This window comes from Bacteroides sp. CACC 737 (assembly GCF_013874375.1).
Classification (GTDB): Bacteria; Bacteroidota; Bacteroidia; order Bacteroidales; family Bacteroidaceae; genus Bacteroides; species Bacteroides uniformis.
Window position 1 is genome coordinate 2,237,248 of sequence record NZ_CP059408.1, and the last position, 17,278, is coordinate 2,254,525.

Annotated in this window: 17 protein-coding genes and 1 pseudogene; 6 read left to right on the forward strand and 12 right to left on the reverse strand. The window is 45.2% G+C overall.

All coding sequences use genetic code 11. The features are described 5' to 3' along the window. The first annotated feature begins 1 nt into the window (after window position 1). From H1A11_RS09735 to H1A11_RS09750, 4 genes are all read left to right on the forward strand, one after another. On the forward strand, window positions 2–592 hold the full coding sequence (locus H1A11_RS09735; protein ID WP_117742428.1) for a hypothetical protein: 591 nt from the start codon (window positions 2–4) through the stop codon (window positions 590–592). 25 nt (window positions 593–617) lie between these two features. Then, window positions 618–2,552, forward strand: a complete 1,935-nt coding sequence (locus H1A11_RS09740; protein ID WP_060386385.1) for a ParB/RepB/Spo0J family partition protein — start codon at window positions 618–620, stop codon at window positions 2,550–2,552. A 128-nt stretch (window positions 2,553–2,680) separates the two neighbouring features. Continuing rightward, on the forward strand, window positions 2,681–2,920 hold the full coding sequence (locus tag H1A11_RS09745) for a hypothetical protein (RefSeq protein WP_060386384.1): 240 nt from the start codon (window positions 2,681–2,683) through the stop codon (window positions 2,918–2,920). 359 nt (window positions 2,921–3,279) lie between these two features. Further along, a complete protein-coding gene (locus H1A11_RS09750) occupies window positions 3,280–3,741 on the forward strand; it encodes a hypothetical protein (RefSeq protein WP_060386383.1) in 462 nt (153 codons plus the stop codon). A 21-nt stretch (window positions 3,742–3,762) separates the two neighbouring features. Here the strand turns inward: H1A11_RS09750 and H1A11_RS09755 are convergent. The 8 genes and pseudogenes from H1A11_RS09755 to H1A11_RS09790 form a co-directional block, all read right to left on the reverse strand. Next, window positions 3,763–4,481: pseudogene (locus H1A11_RS09755) on the reverse strand (M48 family metalloprotease); the annotation flags it as partial. A 138-nt stretch (window positions 4,482–4,619) separates the two neighbouring features. Beyond that, window positions 4,620–5,072: a copper resistance protein NlpE gene (locus H1A11_RS09760; protein WP_060386382.1), complete on the reverse strand. Its 453-nt coding sequence runs from the start codon at window positions 5,070–5,072 to the stop codon at window positions 4,620–4,622. A gap of 76 nt (window positions 5,073–5,148) precedes the next feature. Further along, on the reverse strand, window positions 5,149–6,165 hold the full coding sequence (locus H1A11_RS09765; RefSeq protein WP_008781907.1) for a hypothetical protein: 1,017 nt from the start codon (window positions 6,163–6,165) through the stop codon (window positions 5,149–5,151). Window positions 6,166–6,210: 45 nt separating this feature from the next. Further along, the gene (locus tag H1A11_RS09770; protein WP_181757156.1) at window positions 6,211–8,547 is read right to left on the reverse strand and encodes a TonB-dependent receptor domain-containing protein; all 2,337 of its coding nucleotides are present in this window, start codon (window positions 8,545–8,547) and stop codon (window positions 6,211–6,213) included. 92 nt (window positions 8,548–8,639) lie between these two features. Next, complete coding sequence (locus H1A11_RS09775; RefSeq protein WP_195399624.1) at window positions 8,640–8,948, reverse strand: hypothetical protein; 309 nt, start codon at window positions 8,946–8,948, stop codon at window positions 8,640–8,642. Between the two features lie 185 nt (window positions 8,949–9,133). Beyond that, entirely contained in the window at window positions 9,134–9,997 is an 864-nt protein-coding gene (locus H1A11_RS09780) for a pirin family protein (RefSeq protein WP_060386379.1), read from the reverse strand. A gap of 146 nt (window positions 9,998–10,143) precedes the next feature. Next, entirely contained in the window at window positions 10,144–10,704 is a 561-nt protein-coding gene (locus H1A11_RS09785; RefSeq protein ID WP_082709329.1) for a YceI family protein, read from the reverse strand. Between the two features lie 128 nt (window positions 10,705–10,832). Then, complete coding sequence (locus tag H1A11_RS09790) at window positions 10,833–11,468, reverse strand: hydrolase (protein WP_060386377.1); 636 nt, start codon at window positions 11,466–11,468, stop codon at window positions 10,833–10,835. Between the two features lie 358 nt (window positions 11,469–11,826). Here H1A11_RS09790 and H1A11_RS09795 point away from each other — a divergent pair, with 358 nt between their 5' ends. After that, on the forward strand, window positions 11,827–12,714 hold the full coding sequence (locus H1A11_RS09795; RefSeq protein WP_060386376.1) for an AraC family transcriptional regulator: 888 nt from the start codon (window positions 11,827–11,829) through the stop codon (window positions 12,712–12,714). A 539-nt stretch (window positions 12,715–13,253) separates the two neighbouring features. Beyond that, window positions 13,254–14,165, forward strand: a complete 912-nt coding sequence (locus H1A11_RS09800; protein WP_060386414.1) for a DMT family transporter — start codon at window positions 13,254–13,256, stop codon at window positions 14,163–14,165. A gap of 699 nt (window positions 14,166–14,864) precedes the next feature. Here the strand turns inward: H1A11_RS09800 and H1A11_RS09805 are convergent. Genes H1A11_RS09805 through traM form a run of 4 tightly spaced genes read right to left on the reverse strand, consistent with a single transcriptional unit; the run spans window position 14,865 to window position 17,250 of the window. Continuing rightward, a complete protein-coding gene (locus tag H1A11_RS09805) occupies window positions 14,865–15,329 on the reverse strand; it encodes a TraQ conjugal transfer family protein (protein ID WP_060386375.1) in 465 nt (154 codons plus the stop codon). Between the two features lie 26 nt (window positions 15,330–15,355). After that, window positions 15,356–15,946 (reverse strand): conjugal transfer protein TraO, encoded by a 591-nt coding sequence (locus H1A11_RS09810; RefSeq protein ID WP_118399671.1) that lies wholly within the window; start codon window positions 15,944–15,946, stop codon window positions 15,356–15,358. A gap of 13 nt (window positions 15,947–15,959) precedes the next feature. Continuing rightward, window positions 15,960–16,859, reverse strand: a complete 900-nt coding sequence (traN, locus tag H1A11_RS09815) for a conjugative transposon protein TraN (RefSeq protein ID WP_060386374.1) — start codon at window positions 16,857–16,859, stop codon at window positions 15,960–15,962. 4 nt (window positions 16,860–16,863) lie between these two features. Then, the gene (gene traM, locus H1A11_RS19740) at window positions 16,864–17,250 is read right to left on the reverse strand and encodes a conjugative transposon protein TraM (RefSeq protein WP_060386373.1); all 387 of its coding nucleotides are present in this window, start codon (window positions 17,248–17,250) and stop codon (window positions 16,864–16,866) included. Window positions 17,251–17,278: the final 28 nt, after the last annotated feature.

Sequence of the window (17,278 nt, forward strand, 5' to 3'; positions counted from 1 at the left end):
CATGAGAACGGAAACAAGAACATACACCCTCTATCGGATAACCGAGTTATCCGAGGAAGCCAAAGAGAAAGCACACACCGAATGGTTGTACAACCGATATTTTTACGGTTGGACACACGAGAACCGTCAGACCCTTAATACCTTTTGCGAACGCTTCGGCATTGTGTGCCGTAATTGGAGATATGACGCATGCAATTACAGCTATGACTACCGCAGCAGGCAGGAAGACTGCATAGACAGGCTAAACGGTTGGCGGTTGGCGGCCTATCTGATGAACAACCATTGGAACGACCTATACACGCCAAAATATTTTTGGAAAGGGACGAAAGGACGAAAAAGCAGGATATTTGTAGATGCCTGTTGTCCCCTTACGGGCTATTATATAGATAACTGTATTCTTGATCCGATTTATCAGTTCTTGAAATCCCCCACCGAAAATATCACGTTTGACTGCCTTATGAACGAATGTCTCGACAGTTTTTTCCGTGCTTGTCGGGATGATATGGAAAGCACCCGGACTTTGGAACACTTCACGGAAGAAAGCAACGCCAACGGTTGGGAATACCTTTCAGACGGAAAACCATTCAATTAATTATCAACATTTAAAACTTATCATTATGAAGACGAACAAGAAAGTACAGACGAACAGCGTACAGAAATCAGAGAAAGAAAATGCAGTAAAGGTGACCGCTTTGGCAATCATCCCGAAACCGATGACACTACTCACACCGCAGGACGTGCCCACGGCTACCGAAGTGACAGAAGCACCCGAAACGGCAACCATTCCCACCGTTACGGAAGAAGCATCGCAGCAGGCCACTTTCAAGACACCGCTTGCAACGGCCACAGCCGAAACAGACCTTGACATCACTACCATACACCCAAGCACGGACAACCACCGCAAGACGTTCAATGACGCATCATTGCAGGAACTTGCGGAAAGCATTCGGGAAGTAGGAATCCTGCAGGCCATTGCAGTACGCCCACGCACGGAAGGCGGTTATGAAATTATATACGGTGAACGCCGTTACCGTGCCTCATTGCTTGCAGGAGCAAAGACCATAAAGGCAACCATATATAACAATGTGACGGACGATGAAGCGGAAGACATGTCGTTAAGCGAGAACTTGCAGCGTGAGCAGGTACGCCCCACTGAAGAAGCAAAAGCGTTCAAGCGGTTGCTTGAAAAGGGCAGATATGACATGTATTCACTGACCGCCCGTTTCGGACGGAGCGAGAAATATATCTATACCCGATTGAAACTGAACGAACTCTATGCGCCTGTCGGTGAACTGTTGGACAATGAAACAATCACTGTCAGCGTAGCCGAGGAGATAAGCACCTATGAGCCCGATATACAAAAGGACGTGTACGAGAAGCACCTCAAAGAGGGGAACGGTGAGGATTGGACGGGATATACATTGAACCTCTTCAAAAGGTACTTTGAAAAATACTATACCACCGACCTTGGGCAATACAAGTTCGACAAGACGGAATGCAATACATGCGTACACAACGCAGCCAATTACAACCTTTTTGCCGAGCATAACGGGTGCGGACACTGCACCAACCGCAAATGTCTGGAGGCCAAGAACGCAGCCCATGTGGCAAAAGAGACGGAGAAACTTTTGAAATCCGATCCGAAGCTGGTTGTCGCACGCCCCTACTACGGAAGCCGTAACGATATGGCACTACAGAAATTGGACAAGAAAGGGCATGAAATCAAGGAACTTGACTACAACGTATCGGCAAGGGAATTCCCCAAAGCACCCGAAGCACCGAAGAAAGAGCAGTTCACCCAAACGAAAGAGTACGAACAGGCGGTGCAGACATTTGAGCGCAGAAACGAGGAATATGCCCGAAAGGTGGAGGAACTTGACCGCATGAAGGAGGAAGGCAGGATAAAGACCTATGTAAAGGTGGGACAGACAGAACCCGAACTCTGCTACGTGGAGATAAACAGAAAGGAAACCGCCCCCGTCACTATCGGGACATTGCAGGAAAGGGACAAGCGTTTCAAACAGCTTTCCATCGAAAAGACCGTTGCCGATACGAAAAAGATTGTCCGTGAGAACGACTATCCCGAAAGCTCGTTCACGCAGTACGAAGACGGTATGGTTTATTTTGCCATGCTTGCCCAACTTCAAAGGAGACATTTCCCGCTTTTCGGCATCAAGGACCAGCCTTTCGCATTGGACGAGAAACAGCGGATGAAAATCGTTGCCAAACTGACGGACACACAAAAAACGGTAATCAAACGGGACTTCATCAGCCACTTCCTTTGTGAGAACGGCCACGGAGACAACAACGCATCCAAGCTGCTGAGGGACTTCGCAAACATGCACTTCCCCGACCAATACGGACTTGTCAAAGCCACCCACGAGGAAGAATATCAGAAACGGCATGAACGTTTGGAGGAAAGGATAAAGGAAATGAAGAAAGCGGAAAAGAAAGCTGCCAGGGAAGCCGAAAAACAGCAGACGACAGAAAAGACGGAAAAGAAGACCACCGCCCCGAAAACAGAGAAGCCCGAAAGCGGAAAAGCCGCCTGACACCAAGCGGAAAGCATGTGCCGGAAACAATATCCGGCACATCTTTTTCACCGCCCCAAGAGAACAGAGGGCAGGGCCGGACGACCCCACCCACACCGCCACCGTAAAACCTTTTAAAATATTTGCGAATGAAATATATAAGAATGTTCCCGGACGTGGAGTATTCCACCGACAGGGATTTTTTCCTTGAAAATCAGATTGTCTGCATTGTAAGCAGGGAGGGCACGAAGTTTTGCAGCCTGATAGAAAACCGTCTGTTCATGCGTTCCCAAAGCCGCCATATCAGCAAGCGGATGCAGCTGCATATCATGTGTGAAATCCACAAGGAAATCTGCCGCCTTCGCTATGGCGGCGAGCCGGTGGAATGACCTGCCACACCCCACACCTGAATACTTCCTCTCAAAAAAGTCGGGCAATCCCTATGCGGTTGCCCGGCTTTTTTCTATTTTTGCAGGGTTGAATCAAAAAAAGAAGGTTATAAGATTAAAGAATTTGAATGATAACATATTAGAATAGCTTTTAGCTGTTTATTCCCGAACACGAAACGACCAATTTTAATGCAGGAGAATAAACGAGCGGAGTCCTTGTCATATCCATTGGCACGGACTTAACTCGTCTCCTGCGAGGCGCTTGGTCGTGCCTGTGTTCGGACTTGTTAAGTTCCGTGCTTTTTTCGGTACTTAACAGTAATTACGGACAAGGCATTAACAAAAAAACTCATGGAAATATGTATGACAGGAATGTTGCCGTTACAGGCTGTACCATTGAAAAGACAAGCCGATACGACCGGTTCAGGGAAAACAATATCCGTATGGAACTCTACCGTATTATTCTTGCACTTTATGATGAAGGATACCGCATGTTTTCCTGCAATCTGAATACCTATATCGGATTATTGGCGGCAGATACGGCCATCATACTCCGTGAAGCGGACAAATGCCCGGAGATACATCTTTCAGCCGTCATCACCGGTACATGCTATCCGGCAGATACCGACAAAGTGTATTGCGCCTTATATGATGACCTGATAAAGAAGGCGGACAGCAAGGAGACGCTTTCAGAGAAAGACAGCCTCACCGGTGCGCTTGCCGCAAGCCATATCATCTGTTATTACGAGGACTTTTCTTTGGAAATGCAGCGGATACGCATGTCCGCCACTCCTTGTACCAATATCCGCAAAATGATATAGGCATCTATTCTTTATCGCAGGTTACAACAACTTTTCCAGCCGGACAATCCGTTTTTCGGTTGATGGATGCGTGCTCATGATATATTCGGTGAACGAAGGCCGCTCCCCACCCGTTTCCGCCACCTCCAGCCGACGCAGGAACGAGAGCAGGCCCTCCCCACAACCGTAACGTACCGCATACGTGTCGCAACGGTATTCGGCATATTTGTTGATATTCACGTCTGCTATCCGACTGATACCGTAAATCGTATGATGCAACAGTTTATAAAGGCTCCACCAGAGTCTGGCCATCCCCACCACGGCGAAACGGACAGCCGGGACCACGGCGATTATCAGATTGCCTGCCAATCCGAAAAACAGGGCCGGAATCAGGAACAGCCCGTACAGGCAGCGGTAGCCCAGCAACTGCATAGAGAAAAGAAGCACCTGATAGACAAAATCATAATGCGAGATGTGTCCCACCTCATGGCTGATTACCCCTTTGAGTTCCTCGTCCGATGCCGTCTGAAGAATACCACCTGTCAGCCCGATTGTATGGAACCCGAAAGTCACGGCATTCGTACGTGCGTCCCTGTTGCAGTAGATATTCAGCTTCCTCTCCATCCCCATTTCCGAGAGCAGACGTTCCACCCGCATCCGTTCCTCACCGTCCAACGGTTTGTAACCCTCTTTCATCCACATCATTCATACGTTCAATGGTGAAAGGTTTTATAATATGTAAACAAAACAATAATGAAATACAGCTGTTCGTATGAACTGTTTTTTCTTAGGGTATGTTCCATCTTGATTTATAAAAACAGGAAAAGATGAAGAACTGATTGGCTAGATATACGGTCAATTCTTCATCATTAGCTCCGGATGCAATTATGCAGTATCCTTTATTGTCTTTTCAAAATATAATGTTCAGCCAATTCACTGCCGTTGAGCGTTCCCAGACTGTCGGACAACGCGACTGAACCATCGAGAATTTTATAGAATGTCTTCTCCCCGGAAGAAGGAGTTACCAGTTCTATGATGTTTTCACCCACAATGTTATAAATGCCACTTTCTTCAAAGACGCCATCCTTCCTTCCCAAATATTCACTCCGCAGTTCGTAGGTTGTATCACTGTTGATTTTCAGTGTTGTCCTGATACCACTGCAATCGGCGCAGGGTAATGTGCCCTCATAAGTCCCATAAAAATTTTTATTTTTGGTATTGACTGTAGTGGTGGCCATAGTAGCGCTTTCTTTTTCCTGTTGTGTAGTTCTCTTCTGTGATCCGGTACAGCCTGACATTGACGTTATTATGGCTGTTGCTACCAATAAAAGATTGAATCTGTTAAATCTCATAATTCCGAATGTTTAATAAATTAAATATTATAAATCTTTAAATCAATCTGTTGTGGTTATACTCCTTACAAGAGACCTATAGCCAGATAGCCCCTCCTTCAGTATCTCCCGCCTTATAGGTATAAGTTATGAATTCCTCAAGCGCTTCTTTCCATGTAAGGTTGAAGGTTTTCATAATGGAATGCACGGTACGGTTGCTTTCTTCATCAAGACTATCTTCTTCGATTTGGTTAACATCTGCATCCGGTTCTATGTCAAGATATTCATCACGACTCCAGAATACCACTATAGGAATACTTAAGTTGATATCCCATGTGCCACGCTGGATCAATATTCCGGAAGGCTTGTAGAACGGATCAAAAGTACCAGTTTCCGGATTGGTCTTGGATTTGTAACCGTGATAAAGACGAATTTTCAAGTCAAATTCCTTACGATCTTTCAAAAAACGGATGACACCTTTCAACCCGACAGGATTGCTTCCTCCTGTTATTTCAGCCTCCTTGTCATGTCTGGTCTTGTCCCAAGGGGTAGTATCTACATAAAGATAGTCCACTAATTTTTGCGGATCATTGTCATCAGCTTCCGGCTGCCCGTCAAAGGTGGGTTTTACATTTTCTGGTGTAAAGAAATGTTGATGTATTTTATCCTGTCCATTTTCTATAAACTGGTTATTCATCAACTCTCCCTTACTATTGTAGTAATAAATAAACATCAGATAAATAGGGGCTGGAGTAAAGTTGTCTCCATTTTTATATTCTCCGTTTTTCTGTACGTAGAACTTGTTTTGACTGCCTTCGGCAAGTGTCCAGCCCTGGCCGGTCTTCAGTTCGTAGGTTATTTCTTGAATACGTTTCATGTGTCTGGCTGGAGATTCCGGATTCTGATGAGGACCACCGACTTTCTGTATTTCATTCCAATCTGCATGCAAGTGGCATTCCACAAGACGGATTGTCATTTTGGAAGGATCTTCATGCAATTTGTTTTTTGTCTCATTTTCAGGAATCACAGGATCTTTGCTGCATGAATTAAATAATAAGGTAAAAGATGCCCCCATCAGGAGCATTAATGCGATTTTACATACATTTGTTTTCATTTTACTTGTAATTAAATAGGTTTGTTGATTATGTCTCGTTATAAGTCAAAAGCTCCAACTCACTCCGCAACGCACATCGCGCCCCATGTCGTGCGCATAGTAACGCGAACGGTTGGTGTATTCTTTATATTCTTTGTTCAGAATGTTGTCTGCCGATATCATGAACCGTAATATGTGTCCACATCTTACGGGACATTCCAGATCCACATCGGCTCCAAAAAGATGGTATGCCGGAGGAGTGTACGGGATAAGATCCGTATCCGGGTCAAACCGGGTCTGTTTTGCCACGAAACGGTGCCGGACACCCAGACGCAACCGGAAATGCGACCGGGTTCTGTGGTTCCATGAAAGCTCATGGTTGAGATGGAAAGGGGGGATATAGGGAAGATAATTTCCTGTTGTCCGTTCGTTTGCCCGTATAAAGGAGGCGGTCAGATGGTAATCCCATGAATCTGCAGGCATGAAGTGAAAGTCAAAATCCATTCCGCGGAAGAAAGCCGGGGTCTGCCTGTATTGGAATATAGGATATGCCCCTGAAATGACAGTAATGTTCTCTTTTTGGGGCTCATCATAGATATAACCGCTTATCCATTGCAGATAACCGTCCGCATGGACGCTGAACACCTTGCCACTGTAACTGATAGAGGATATCCATTTATAGCTTCTTTCGGAATTCATGACCGAATCCCCTCTGACAAACATTCCTGATCCGAGTTCATTCCCATTGCTGTACAGCTCATACACGTGGGGGGCCCTCCAGGCCATCCCGAAATTGGTGGTAAGTTTCCAGTGTCCGGAAAAAAGGTGATGGGTTCCCAGACTGTATGATATGTTATTGAACTTTCTTGTTCCCCCATAGGGATTTCCAGTCCAGTCATAGCCGCTGGCACGGGTTTCCTGCCCGTCAAAGCGAACACCCGCTTCAACTCCTCCCTTGCTGTAATTATACTTTCCAATGCCATATATTCCTGCCTGTGTCTCCGTGTAATTGGGAATAACAGGAACAACACCTGTCCCTGCCCGGCTGTGATTGTCTATGAACATGATTTGTCCCCCAATCTCCGTTTGCCATGAATTATAATTCCACTTCCACCGGAGGGAGTTTTGAAATGAATACAAGTGCAGGGAAACAGCCGGGATGTCGGATCCCAGGCGGCGGATACGTTTTTCCTGCCGGTCATCCTTCTGCCAGGAACCCTGCCAGTAAAGATTTCCAACATCCCACATGCTGAATCTTATTTTGCCAACGGCTGTCTGATGGGTGACCTCCTGATATGGATATGTGATACTTCGGGCGAAAGGGTCCGTATGCAGGGGACGTCCCAGCCGGATACGTTCCGCCAGCAGATCCTCACTTCCCATCTGGGCACTGAGCATTACCCCCATGCGGTTGTAAAAGCGGCTGTAGAACCCTTCTATTCTTAAACGGCCATGATCATAGCCGAGTGAAGCGGAGGTATGCAATTCCCTGGTTCCGGTATTGTTAAGAAGATAGTTCGCGGTAGAACGGTCTCCTGAATTCGAGCAGGTTCCCTGTACACGCCAGGCAATGTCACGGAGAAAAGGGAAGGTTCCCTCCATCTGTCCGGTAAGGACAAAACGGCGTCCGTTACTGCCATAAAGCATGGATCCCTTTCCTTTTAAGGACTTTGTCCGGAAAGGCAGGGCGGCCTGTTCCATGATAATAATCCCCCCCAAAGCCTCTGAACCGTACCGTACCGCATCGGATCCTTTCACCACCTGGATGGAATTGCTACCGTTCATGTCCACTTCCGGAGCATGATCGGCCCCCCATTGCTGCCCTGTCTGGCGGGTGCCATTGTTGATGATCAATATCCGGTTGCCATACATCCCCTGGATGACGGGTTTGGCTATTGCCGTCCCCGTACTGATAGAGCTTACACCACTGACCTGTTCGAGCAGGGCACCCAGGGAGGTCCCCAACGCATGATTGATTGCAGGGGATGGGATTTGCCCGCTCACTGCATTCCGGGTTATTCCGGAACGTTCACCGATAATGATGACTTCCCCCAATGTCGTCATTTCCGGAGAAAGACGTATCGTATAGGTGTTCTTTCTTTTAAACACATCCTTCAAGGATATATATTGAGATTTATACCCCAGACTCTGTACAAGGACTGTATCTGCGGAATTCCTTGAAGGAATAGTTACCGTTCCTTCGGATAAGCTGACAAGCACCTGCCCGCCGGCTAATACACCGGCTCCTTCAATAGGGTTTCCGTTTTCCCCGTCTATAATCAGCAGGGTCCTGGTTGTGTCTGATCGTTGCCGGTATTCCTGTGCATGCATATGTGCAGAAAATGCCATATACAGACAGGTAAGGAACAGACACACATATCGGAAATATGCATGAAATGTCATATTTTATAAAAGCGTTATAAATTGTTCAGGATAGTCAATAGGCATAAGAGCCCTTTACATGTCATCACATAGTGCATGTAATCCATAGAGAATTATGACATTCGGACAGGAGGAGCGCGAAGAGACAAAAGGAGAATTGTAGCAGTGACGCCCTGCTCCTCCAAAATAAGATATTTAACAGGCTTTACAGTCAAGGTATGGGTGTACTCCAAACTTTCCGCTTCGGTAAATAAGGATAAAGTGAAAAGACAGATAGCACATTTATCTGCTGAATCGTGATGAGGGAACTGTTGCCCGTCATGAATACATGCACGCTCCTTATGAACATGAAAGGCTTTCACAAAAAAGAAAGGCATCATGCTCAGTAACAGCAGGTATGCTACGGCTGTTCTATTTTTCATTATTCCATCCATATTACAAAGATAGTGGATTATATAGCTTCATACAATACCTACAAATAGGTATTTTTCGTTTTTTTTATATGGTCGGCAACGGCATGGAATATAACCACAGCCGTCATAAGCCTACCATACATTTTATATCCGTTCATCCGGGGGAGACGGTTGCCTCAGTAAAATAATGCCGTTTATTTGATGAATGTTCCATTTCTTAATTCTCTAAAAGCTTCCTCCAGTTCCTCCCGGCTATTCATCACTATGGGACCTCCCCAGACAATAGGTTCTTTCAGGGGAGGAGCCGACAACAAAAGGAAACGTGCGCCTTCCGGTCCAGCTTTCACCTCTACCGGTTCGTCCGTATCTTCTCCAGGAACGGGAACAGAATATAATATGGCACAACCCTTACTTTCCGCAGATTGCTGTCTCACTTCGGGGAAAAGCGAGCCTTCCAGCAAATAGAGAAATAGGTTTTCATCATCGCGTGCTTCGTTGTACTTCCATGAGGCGTCAGCGGGCAAAGTTACATCCAAATATGTTATCTGAACATACGAATTGTCCAGAGTCCCCCGTATCCCCCGGTGGCTGCCTGATAAGATCCGGACGGTTGCCTTGTCGGACATCACCACCGGGATGTCATCCGGAGCAATGTCCCTATATGCCGGTGGAACCATTTTTTTTGCAGCAGGTAAATTGACCCACAGTTGGCATCCGAGCATCCTTTCTGATGGCTGCGGCATCTCCTTGTGGAGTATTCCTGAACCGGCTGTCATCCATTGGCATCCCATGGACTGGATCACCCCTTTGTTTCCTAGGCTGTCCTCATGCTCCATTGTTCCGCTGACAAGATAGGTTATGGTCTCTATTCCGCGATGTGGATGCCAGGGAAATCCCTTTATATAATCCTGCGGATTGGTGGAGTCAAAACCGTCAAGCATCAGAAACGGGTCAAAGTCCACCACCGTCTGCTCTCCCAATATCCGGCGCAGATGTACACCTGCCCCGTCAACAGTCTTTCTTCCTCTCACAATCCGTGTCACTTTTCTTTTTTTCATATTGTTGTCATTTTAATATTAATTGTTTTTCAATCCATGCAAGAATGGTTTGTAGAATATAATTATCCCGAAGCGGATTTTCTCCGGAATATATAATTAAGTTGGTATCGCCAAATATTTCTGATACAGATGCCGTCTGCTTTTGACTATATATCCAATTCACCCTGCCTTGGTGAGAATTCACAGTCGACGACAACATGTACGTTATCCGAGATCATAGTCGGAATATATTTGGAACCTAGTTGGAAGTCCGAGCATCTGATCACACCCTGGAGCCGAAAACCTGCCGTCTCTTTACCGGACACCGGACTTTCCTTTCTGCCAATTAACATCACGTCAAACCGCACCTTTTTAGTAATTCCGTGGAGAGTGAGTTCTCCATATATCTCCCCTTTATCTGTACCGAGCATCTTCATTTCCGTGCTTTTAAACACCATCATGGGGAATCTCTCCACATCAAAGAAATCGGATGAGCGCAGATGTTTATTTCTGGCTTCCACTCCTGTGCTCACACTTGCCGTCCGGACTTCCACCCGGATATCCGTATTCGTGCAATCACCATTCTTCTGCCTTACGGTAATGTCAAAGTCTGAGAAATATCCGCTGACAAAGGAGAGCCCCGCATGCTTCACTTCAAAACCGATACGGGTATGTTCGGGATCATCAGTCCACATGACTGTCTGCGCATTGATACTAGCGGCTGTCATAAACAATAGGAACAATAAAATATTTTTCATAAACTGGATATTTCAGGAAGGCGGATGTTATTCTTTTATACAAAGGATAACATCCGTTTTCATTCTTTTATAACTGGATGCTTTTTTTGTCTGTTATACTATTTTTCTTTGAGTGTTTCCACAAAAAAAGATCCGTTATCCAACAGCCCTTGGAAGAAAACAGGAACGGTTTCTTTGCGGTTCCAGTCCCTTTGCAGTTCACAGATATACTGGGTTACGGAAGTCAGCCGAACTCCGGCCTGCTCCATCCGTCTGAGGGCCGTTTCATGAGCCAGCCTGGATGTTCCGCCGACAGCGTCAACAATAGTATATACTTCATAGCCCTCCTTCAAAAGATCCAAGGCTGGAAAACAGAGACAGACCTCTGTCCATAGCGCACAAACCACAAGTTTCTTTCTGCCCAGTGCCTTGACTGCTTCCTGGAACTCCTTGTCTTCCCATGAATTGACAGAAGTCCTGTCAATCTCAGGCTGCCCCGGAAGGGCCTTCTTTATCTGGGGGATAGTAGGCTGGTTAAGACCGGTGGCAACATTCACAGTAGTCAGGATAACAGGGACATTGAACCCCTTGGCCACACGGCAAACATTGGATATATTTTCCACTAGTTCCCGTCTGTCCATTGAAGCTATGGAATGAACCTGTATGGGCTGATAATCGATGACTAACAATGCGGAGTTTTCCGGTGTTAGCAAATGATCCGTTTTGGGATCTCTGATAGGTTTGATACTACTCATTACTTTATATTTTTATAGTTAAACAAATTGAGATAGCGGTATGTAGACCTCCATCTCGTTTATTGGTTGCAAAGTTAGTAAGCTTATGTCTGATTTATCTGTTCTTAAAAGAACGAAACTTAGTCAATTACAACACTTTTTATGCCCCGACATCTCTCTGATGATACCGATGCTATTATTTCCCAACATTGACACGTATATTATATTGTTTCGTATATAGTTTGGCTTTTTTGTATATTTGATCTTTTCTTTGTATCTTGCTGACCTTTCTCATATCCGTCATTGGATGTCAGACTTTTATCCGAGCTTACAGATGAAATGGTCATTTTAGGAAAATATATAGAAATAGTTTGTGCTTATGGAGCATACCAAAGAAACATTGTCGGCCTTGGTGCGGGAAATGCAGTCAGTCACCGCATACAATAGAGGAGTTTATATCCTGAATATTGAGATTTTTTTAGACAAGTACAGTAATAAGATATTGCGTGCCGGGGCTTTCTTTTATATACTGGTGGAAGCCGGAACAGCAGAATTTGTAGTTGACTGTCATTCTTATAATGTAGGAAAGGGGGACATGCTTCTTGTCGCTCCAAGAATGTCTGTAGAGTTAATGAAAAAAAGTTCCGACTTCGGTACATGTGGTCTATGTATGGAGCCTTTCTTTTTTGACTCCCTTTCCATAGGAAACTATGTATACAAACGGCTTTATAACAACAGTCATACGACATATGTCTTACGGCTGGAGGACAGCGATACCGTACATATACGCAAAACGTTAGACCTGATGTCCCACTACCTTACTTCTGACCATCCTGAGGAAATGGCTGGTTCGCTGGTCAATTTCCTGTTGCTGCAAATAACAGAAATCTTTCACAGCCAAAATGTACATCCTGCTGGAAGAGTCAGGCATTCCGATGCTTTGTTCCGCCTTTTCAGAAAATTACTGGCTGAGAATTACAGGAAAGTACATGATCTTCAGTTCTATGCAGACTCCCTTAACGTGTCTCAGACCTACCTGTCAAGAGTGGTACGCCAGATTTCTGGAAAAACAGTGAACAACTATATAACGGAAGCACTTTATAGGGATGCCAGACGTCTGCTGGTTTTTACAGATCTGACTGTAAAGGAGATTGCTGAACAATTAGGCTTTTCAGACCAGTCATCCTTCGGGAAATTCTTCAAGAAGAAATCAGGAACATCCCCTGCAAACTTTCGTGCCGGATATAAGAAACTCCACAATTTGTAAAAATGGATGCTGTATAGTATACGCAAAAGTTGGGGAAGGAAACCAGAAGACCCTGCCACGCAAAGAAATCTCTTTTGGGATATTCTATGGATACGGACCGGAACATGTTGACAAGGGAGAGTACATTCATAATTACCGATATTTTTTTTTGGGGGGGATATAATCAGACTTTCCATTCTAAGTGATAGTTTATGTATTCTCAAGTCTATTAAAGCAGACAATATCTACTATATTTGAGACATATTTTGAAAAGATCTGACTTCATCCGTATTTGCCTTTCATTATTTTACTATTTTCACACCGCTTTAATGTGAATATGTTAAAGTCAGTTTCCTTTCATTTACATTCGGCAAACTGTATGGAAGTATAAATAATATTCTTCCGGGCCTTATATATTGAACTGGTGTGGATTGAAAAGCCCATTGTCATACAGATTGGTATGGATAGAAGTCCGTTCCAAGGAGCCGGGATATCGGCTGGATATATATCAATTTGACTGTAAGCAAAAAAGCATGTACATCAGAATTAAAAATATTTTAATTGTAATGAAACATATATTTTATCATCTGACCGCTGTTATGGTCGTTGTGGTATGGGGAATGACTTTTATTTCCACCAAGGTTCTAATAGTTCATGGTCTGTCTGCTCAGGAGATTTTCCTTTTCCGTTTTTTGCTGGCTTATGCTGCAGTGTGTCCTATCTCTTTCCATCGTTTTTTTGCCCGTAATCTGAAAGATGAGCTATATCTGGTGGGTGGCGGAGTATTGGGTGGCTCCCTGTTCTTCTTTTTACAGAACATAGCTCTGGGGCTGACACAGGCTTCAAATGTATCTTTCATCATATGTATGGCCCCGTTATTGACAGCTGTTCTGACCGTATTGTCCGTTCGGACGGAAAAGGTCTCAAGAGGCTTCATATACGGATCTATTATTGCTCTGTTGGGTGTAGGCTTGCTGATATTCAACGGAAGTTTCATTCTTCGGATATCACCTTTGGGAGATTTACTGACTCTTCTAGCTTCCCTGTCATGGGCGTTTTACAGTCTTGTCATTCGGAGTCTCACCCGAAAATATTCTCCGGCTTTCATCACCAGAAAAATATTTTTCTATGGCATAATAACAATTCTTCCCACTTTCCTTTTTCTGCCCTCATTGACAAATCCTGCTGTATTACTGGACAATGAAGTGTGGAGCAATCTCCTTTTTTTAGGTGTCATAGCCTCGTCTGCCTGTTATCTATTGTGGAACATTGTTGTAAAACAGCTGGGAACGATACAGGCATCCAATTATCTTTATCTGAATCCTCTCGCCACAACGGTCGGAGCGACTATATTCCTACATGAGGAAGTGACTCCTGTTGCGGTAGTCGGGATCGTCTTGATTCTCTCGGGCGTATATCTGGCTACTAAAAACTCCCACCCACTCCCCCAAAGTACTACTTTAAAAAAGTAACCAAATACTCCTTTTTAAGTATTTTTAAATGCCTAACGTGCATTTTCCAGTTTACCTCTTGCAATATTGTACTTTTCTTCCATAGATACATGAATTTTCAATAAATCATCCAATAATGTTTGTTTATCCGTCACTTCCTACCTAATCACAGTCTCACGGTCGACAAAAGCGAGGAGCATACTAATATCCATTGCTTCAAACTTCTTTCTCACCTGAGCTATTCCTTTAAATTTCTCTTTCTGCCACCGAGTCTCTAATTGTTATTTTTTTCTTGTTATATTCTTTTTTCATTATTATGCTCTATTGCTATACTTACAATGAGTTTTGCTGTTTTTCCTTTATTGAAAACATCTGAGAATAGGAAAACAGATCTTTTAAAAGCAATAGAAGATGCTTGATTTGAGGGACATCAATAAATTACAAATAGACTCATATATAACAATAGCAGCTATCAATAGTCCTAATATTTATAATTGCTATTGTTTTACTAGGAATTTATGAAAATACTTTCCTTTGGTGTGCTAATCAGTGCAATGTTAAAGTTTAATAGGAATATACAGAATATCGGTTTCATGCCCTTATAAATTAAAAACAGTTGACAAATATAAAAAGTTAATTTGAATTACCTAGTGGATAAATCAAATTACTGCCATACAATCAAATTTATGGAACAAAGAACGGCAGGATGCCCCACCATTCTTATTTATAATCCACCATACCGTTTTCCGTATCAAATGTCATTGTCAGTTCCCTTTCCTGTCCGAAATTGTCCCGGACAAAGAATTTCAGTTCCGAGCGTCTGGCACTTGTCGAACGGTAAAAGAGGGTGAATATCTGCCTGACCGGATTTTCCCTATCCAGTTCCGGCACTTCCGCCAACGGCCTCACTTCCCGGTTGACGAGTCTTACGCCTTCACTGTCCGTCACCTCTCCCTTGCCTTCCATCTGGATGTAACCGATTTCATACTCCGCCTTTTCATAGTCCCCTTCACGGTCAAGATAAAAGCGTATCTCCACCGTTTCACCCGTTTCAATCTGTTCTTGCAGATACCATGACGAGAGGCTGAAATCATAATCCTGCCGGATGTCTATAGCATCGTTGCAGGAACCGAAGGCCAGCACCGCAAAGAGTGCGCCTATACATATATATAGTACATTTTTCATTTTTAAGTTTCTCCTTTCTCTTTTCATTAGTTAATGATAAGGCGGACTCCCAGTCCTACCTGCGTATGGAAATTACCCGCATCGGTTCCGAACAGGGCCCTTTCCTTGACTTGCAGCAGGAGCATCACCCGGTCGGTCAGATAAGTCTCAAAGGCCGCAGTCAGCCCACCGCCATAGATAAAGCAGTCACCGTTTGTCACCGTCGCCCCGTCAGGAAGCAGGGAGGTTCCCCGGTTGACCGTCTCGAAACCGCCCAATGCCGAGAGTCCGATACGTAGACATACATTCCGGCCCTTGTCCCACAATACGGGAATAAAGTAACCGAGTTCCCCTGCGAACTGCGCTTTGGGTATCGCCTTATTTTCATAGGTGTACTCCTTTATCTGATAATCCAGGCCATACAGCCAATAGGTACGGTTACGGTTGGTATGTGTAAAGGCCAGCGAGGTGAAGTAGTGGCGTTCACCGCCACTCTTCCATGAAAGGAAATGATTCACCCCGCCCGTCGTAAACTGTATGCCCGTCTGCCCCGGCAAGTCACGCTGCGCGTATGCTTCACCCGCAAGGAGCGACAGTACAGCAGCTGTCAATATGAATAATATTCTTTGCATATACATTATACATAAATTATTATTTCAGGTGCAGCTCACTGATTGGTTTTGCCGCCACAAGGTCTGTATTCTCTATGCGGAACGACTGGTGACGGGCACCACCCTTTTCGTAAATCTCCACTACCAGCAGCTTGTCATCCGGCAGTGTCAGCTTGGGCAACACGAAGATGTTGCGTACCGTGGCCTTACCGTCCACCGTTGTCAGACGGTTGTAAGTCCTTACCGGCTCTATAATATTCTCCTGCATGGCCGTGCGCCTGGTCACCTTCTTGTCGACCACCTTGAAACGGATATGGTCTATGTCGAACGATATGTCCGAAGTGTTGCGCAGGGAAGTATGCAGGTACAGCAGGTCATTGTTGATATAGATTCCTTTGAGCAGGGTCTGTATACCGTACTTCTTGCAGCCGATATGCCTGATGTCCCTTTTGTTCTTCTTATACAGCGTGTACATGATGCGGTTCACCACCAGCGGTGTCTCCCCGCCGAGTTCCTTCAGTTTCACGAACATGCGATCGTCAGCCGCCCCGCCCATCGGGTTCTTCCGCAGCCAGTCTTCCATCTCAATGGAAAGTTGTGCCGGTTCATTCTTATATACCACATTAAAGGAATAGAAGCAGCCGTCAGCCGTAATGACCGAGAAGTTCGTCTCGCCCTCAAAGCCCTTTACGGCAGACTTGATACGTACCACATTCTCCGCCCCCGTAGCTTTGTCGGCAATGATGTCGTAGGAGCCCAAATCCACATATTTCACTTCCGAAGGGAACAGGATATGTACGGTCTTCGAGAAAGTCACCTCGATGAGGTGCGGTGCGATAATCTGATTGGTGGGGAAAATCCTTGTTTCCACGGATTCCTGCGCCTTTACCGACAATACGGTCAAAAGCATTACTAATGATAAAATAATTCTTGTCTTCATCTGATTACTGTTTTTTTGAGATTAATAGAAGTTGATAATTTGCTTTCACGACCACCTTCACCTCACGCATCTTTGTGGCCAGGTATTGCGACCCGCCGCCAAGCACGCCCCTTGTCACGTCCATGACCAGTTGCTGCGAGGCACTGCGTGCGAATGAGATGCTTGTCCCGAAACTGCCCCCGATATTGGCGGCGGCTTCCTTCATGGCGGTACGTTCCGCTGTGTTCGGGACGAAAAGCCCTTCCTGCCCGTCCATATCGTAAGCCACCAGTTCCACCGGCAAGATATTGCCGCCGCTCTCTATGGAGTTTACCGTGACCGCCATCCGTTGCCCCTCGATACGCACCGTGCCATATAGCGGAGTATTGGCAGGCACAGGCACGCCGCCCACTTGCAGCGGTTCCAGCAGCCGGAACTTC

Bases quoted from the DNA above. Each gene is read 5' to 3' on its own strand.
- H1A11_RS09735 (WP_117742428.1), top strand. From the start codon at position 2: ATGAGAACGGAAACAAGAACATACACCCTCTATCGGATAACCGAGTTA.
- H1A11_RS09740 (WP_060386385.1), top strand. From the start codon at position 618: ATGAAGACGAACAAGAAAGTACAGACGAACAGCGTACAGAAATCAGAG.
- H1A11_RS09745 (WP_060386384.1), top strand. From the start codon at position 2,681: ATGAAATATATAAGAATGTTCCCGGACGTGGAGTATTCCACCGACAGG.
- H1A11_RS09750 (WP_060386383.1), top strand. From the start codon at position 3,280: ATGTATGACAGGAATGTTGCCGTTACAGGCTGTACCATTGAAAAGACA.
- H1A11_RS09760 (WP_060386382.1), bottom strand. From the start codon at position 5,072: ATGAGATTTAACAGATTCAATCTTTTATTGGTAGCAACAGCCATAATA.
- H1A11_RS09765 (WP_008781907.1), bottom strand. From the start codon at position 6,165: ATGAAAACAAATGTATGTAAAATCGCATTAATGCTCCTGATGGGGGCA.
- H1A11_RS09770 (WP_181757156.1), bottom strand. From the start codon at position 8,547: ATGACATTTCATGCATATTTCCGATATGTGTGTCTGTTCCTTACCTGT.
- H1A11_RS09775 (WP_195399624.1), bottom strand. From the start codon at position 8,948: ATGAAAAATAGAACAGCCGTAGCATACCTGCTGTTACTGAGCATGATG.
- H1A11_RS09780 (WP_060386379.1), bottom strand. From the start codon at position 9,997: ATGAAAAAAAGAAAAGTGACACGGATTGTGAGAGGAAGAAAGACTGTT.
- H1A11_RS09785 (WP_082709329.1), bottom strand. From the start codon at position 10,704: ATGACAGCCGCTAGTATCAATGCGCAGACAGTCATGTGGACTGATGAT.
- H1A11_RS09790 (WP_060386377.1), bottom strand. From the start codon at position 11,468: ATGAGTAGTATCAAACCTATCAGAGATCCCAAAACGGATCATTTGCTA.
- H1A11_RS09795 (WP_060386376.1), top strand. From the start codon at position 11,827: ATGGAGCATACCAAAGAAACATTGTCGGCCTTGGTGCGGGAAATGCAG.
- H1A11_RS09805 (WP_060386375.1), bottom strand. From the start codon at position 15,329: ATGAAAAATGTACTATATATATGTATAGGCGCACTCTTTGCGGTGCTG.
- H1A11_RS09810 (WP_118399671.1), bottom strand. From the start codon at position 15,946: ATGTATATGCAAAGAATATTATTCATATTGACAGCTGCTGTACTGTCG.
- traN (WP_060386374.1), bottom strand. From the start codon at position 16,859: ATGAAGACAAGAATTATTTTATCATTAGTAATGCTTTTGACCGTATTG.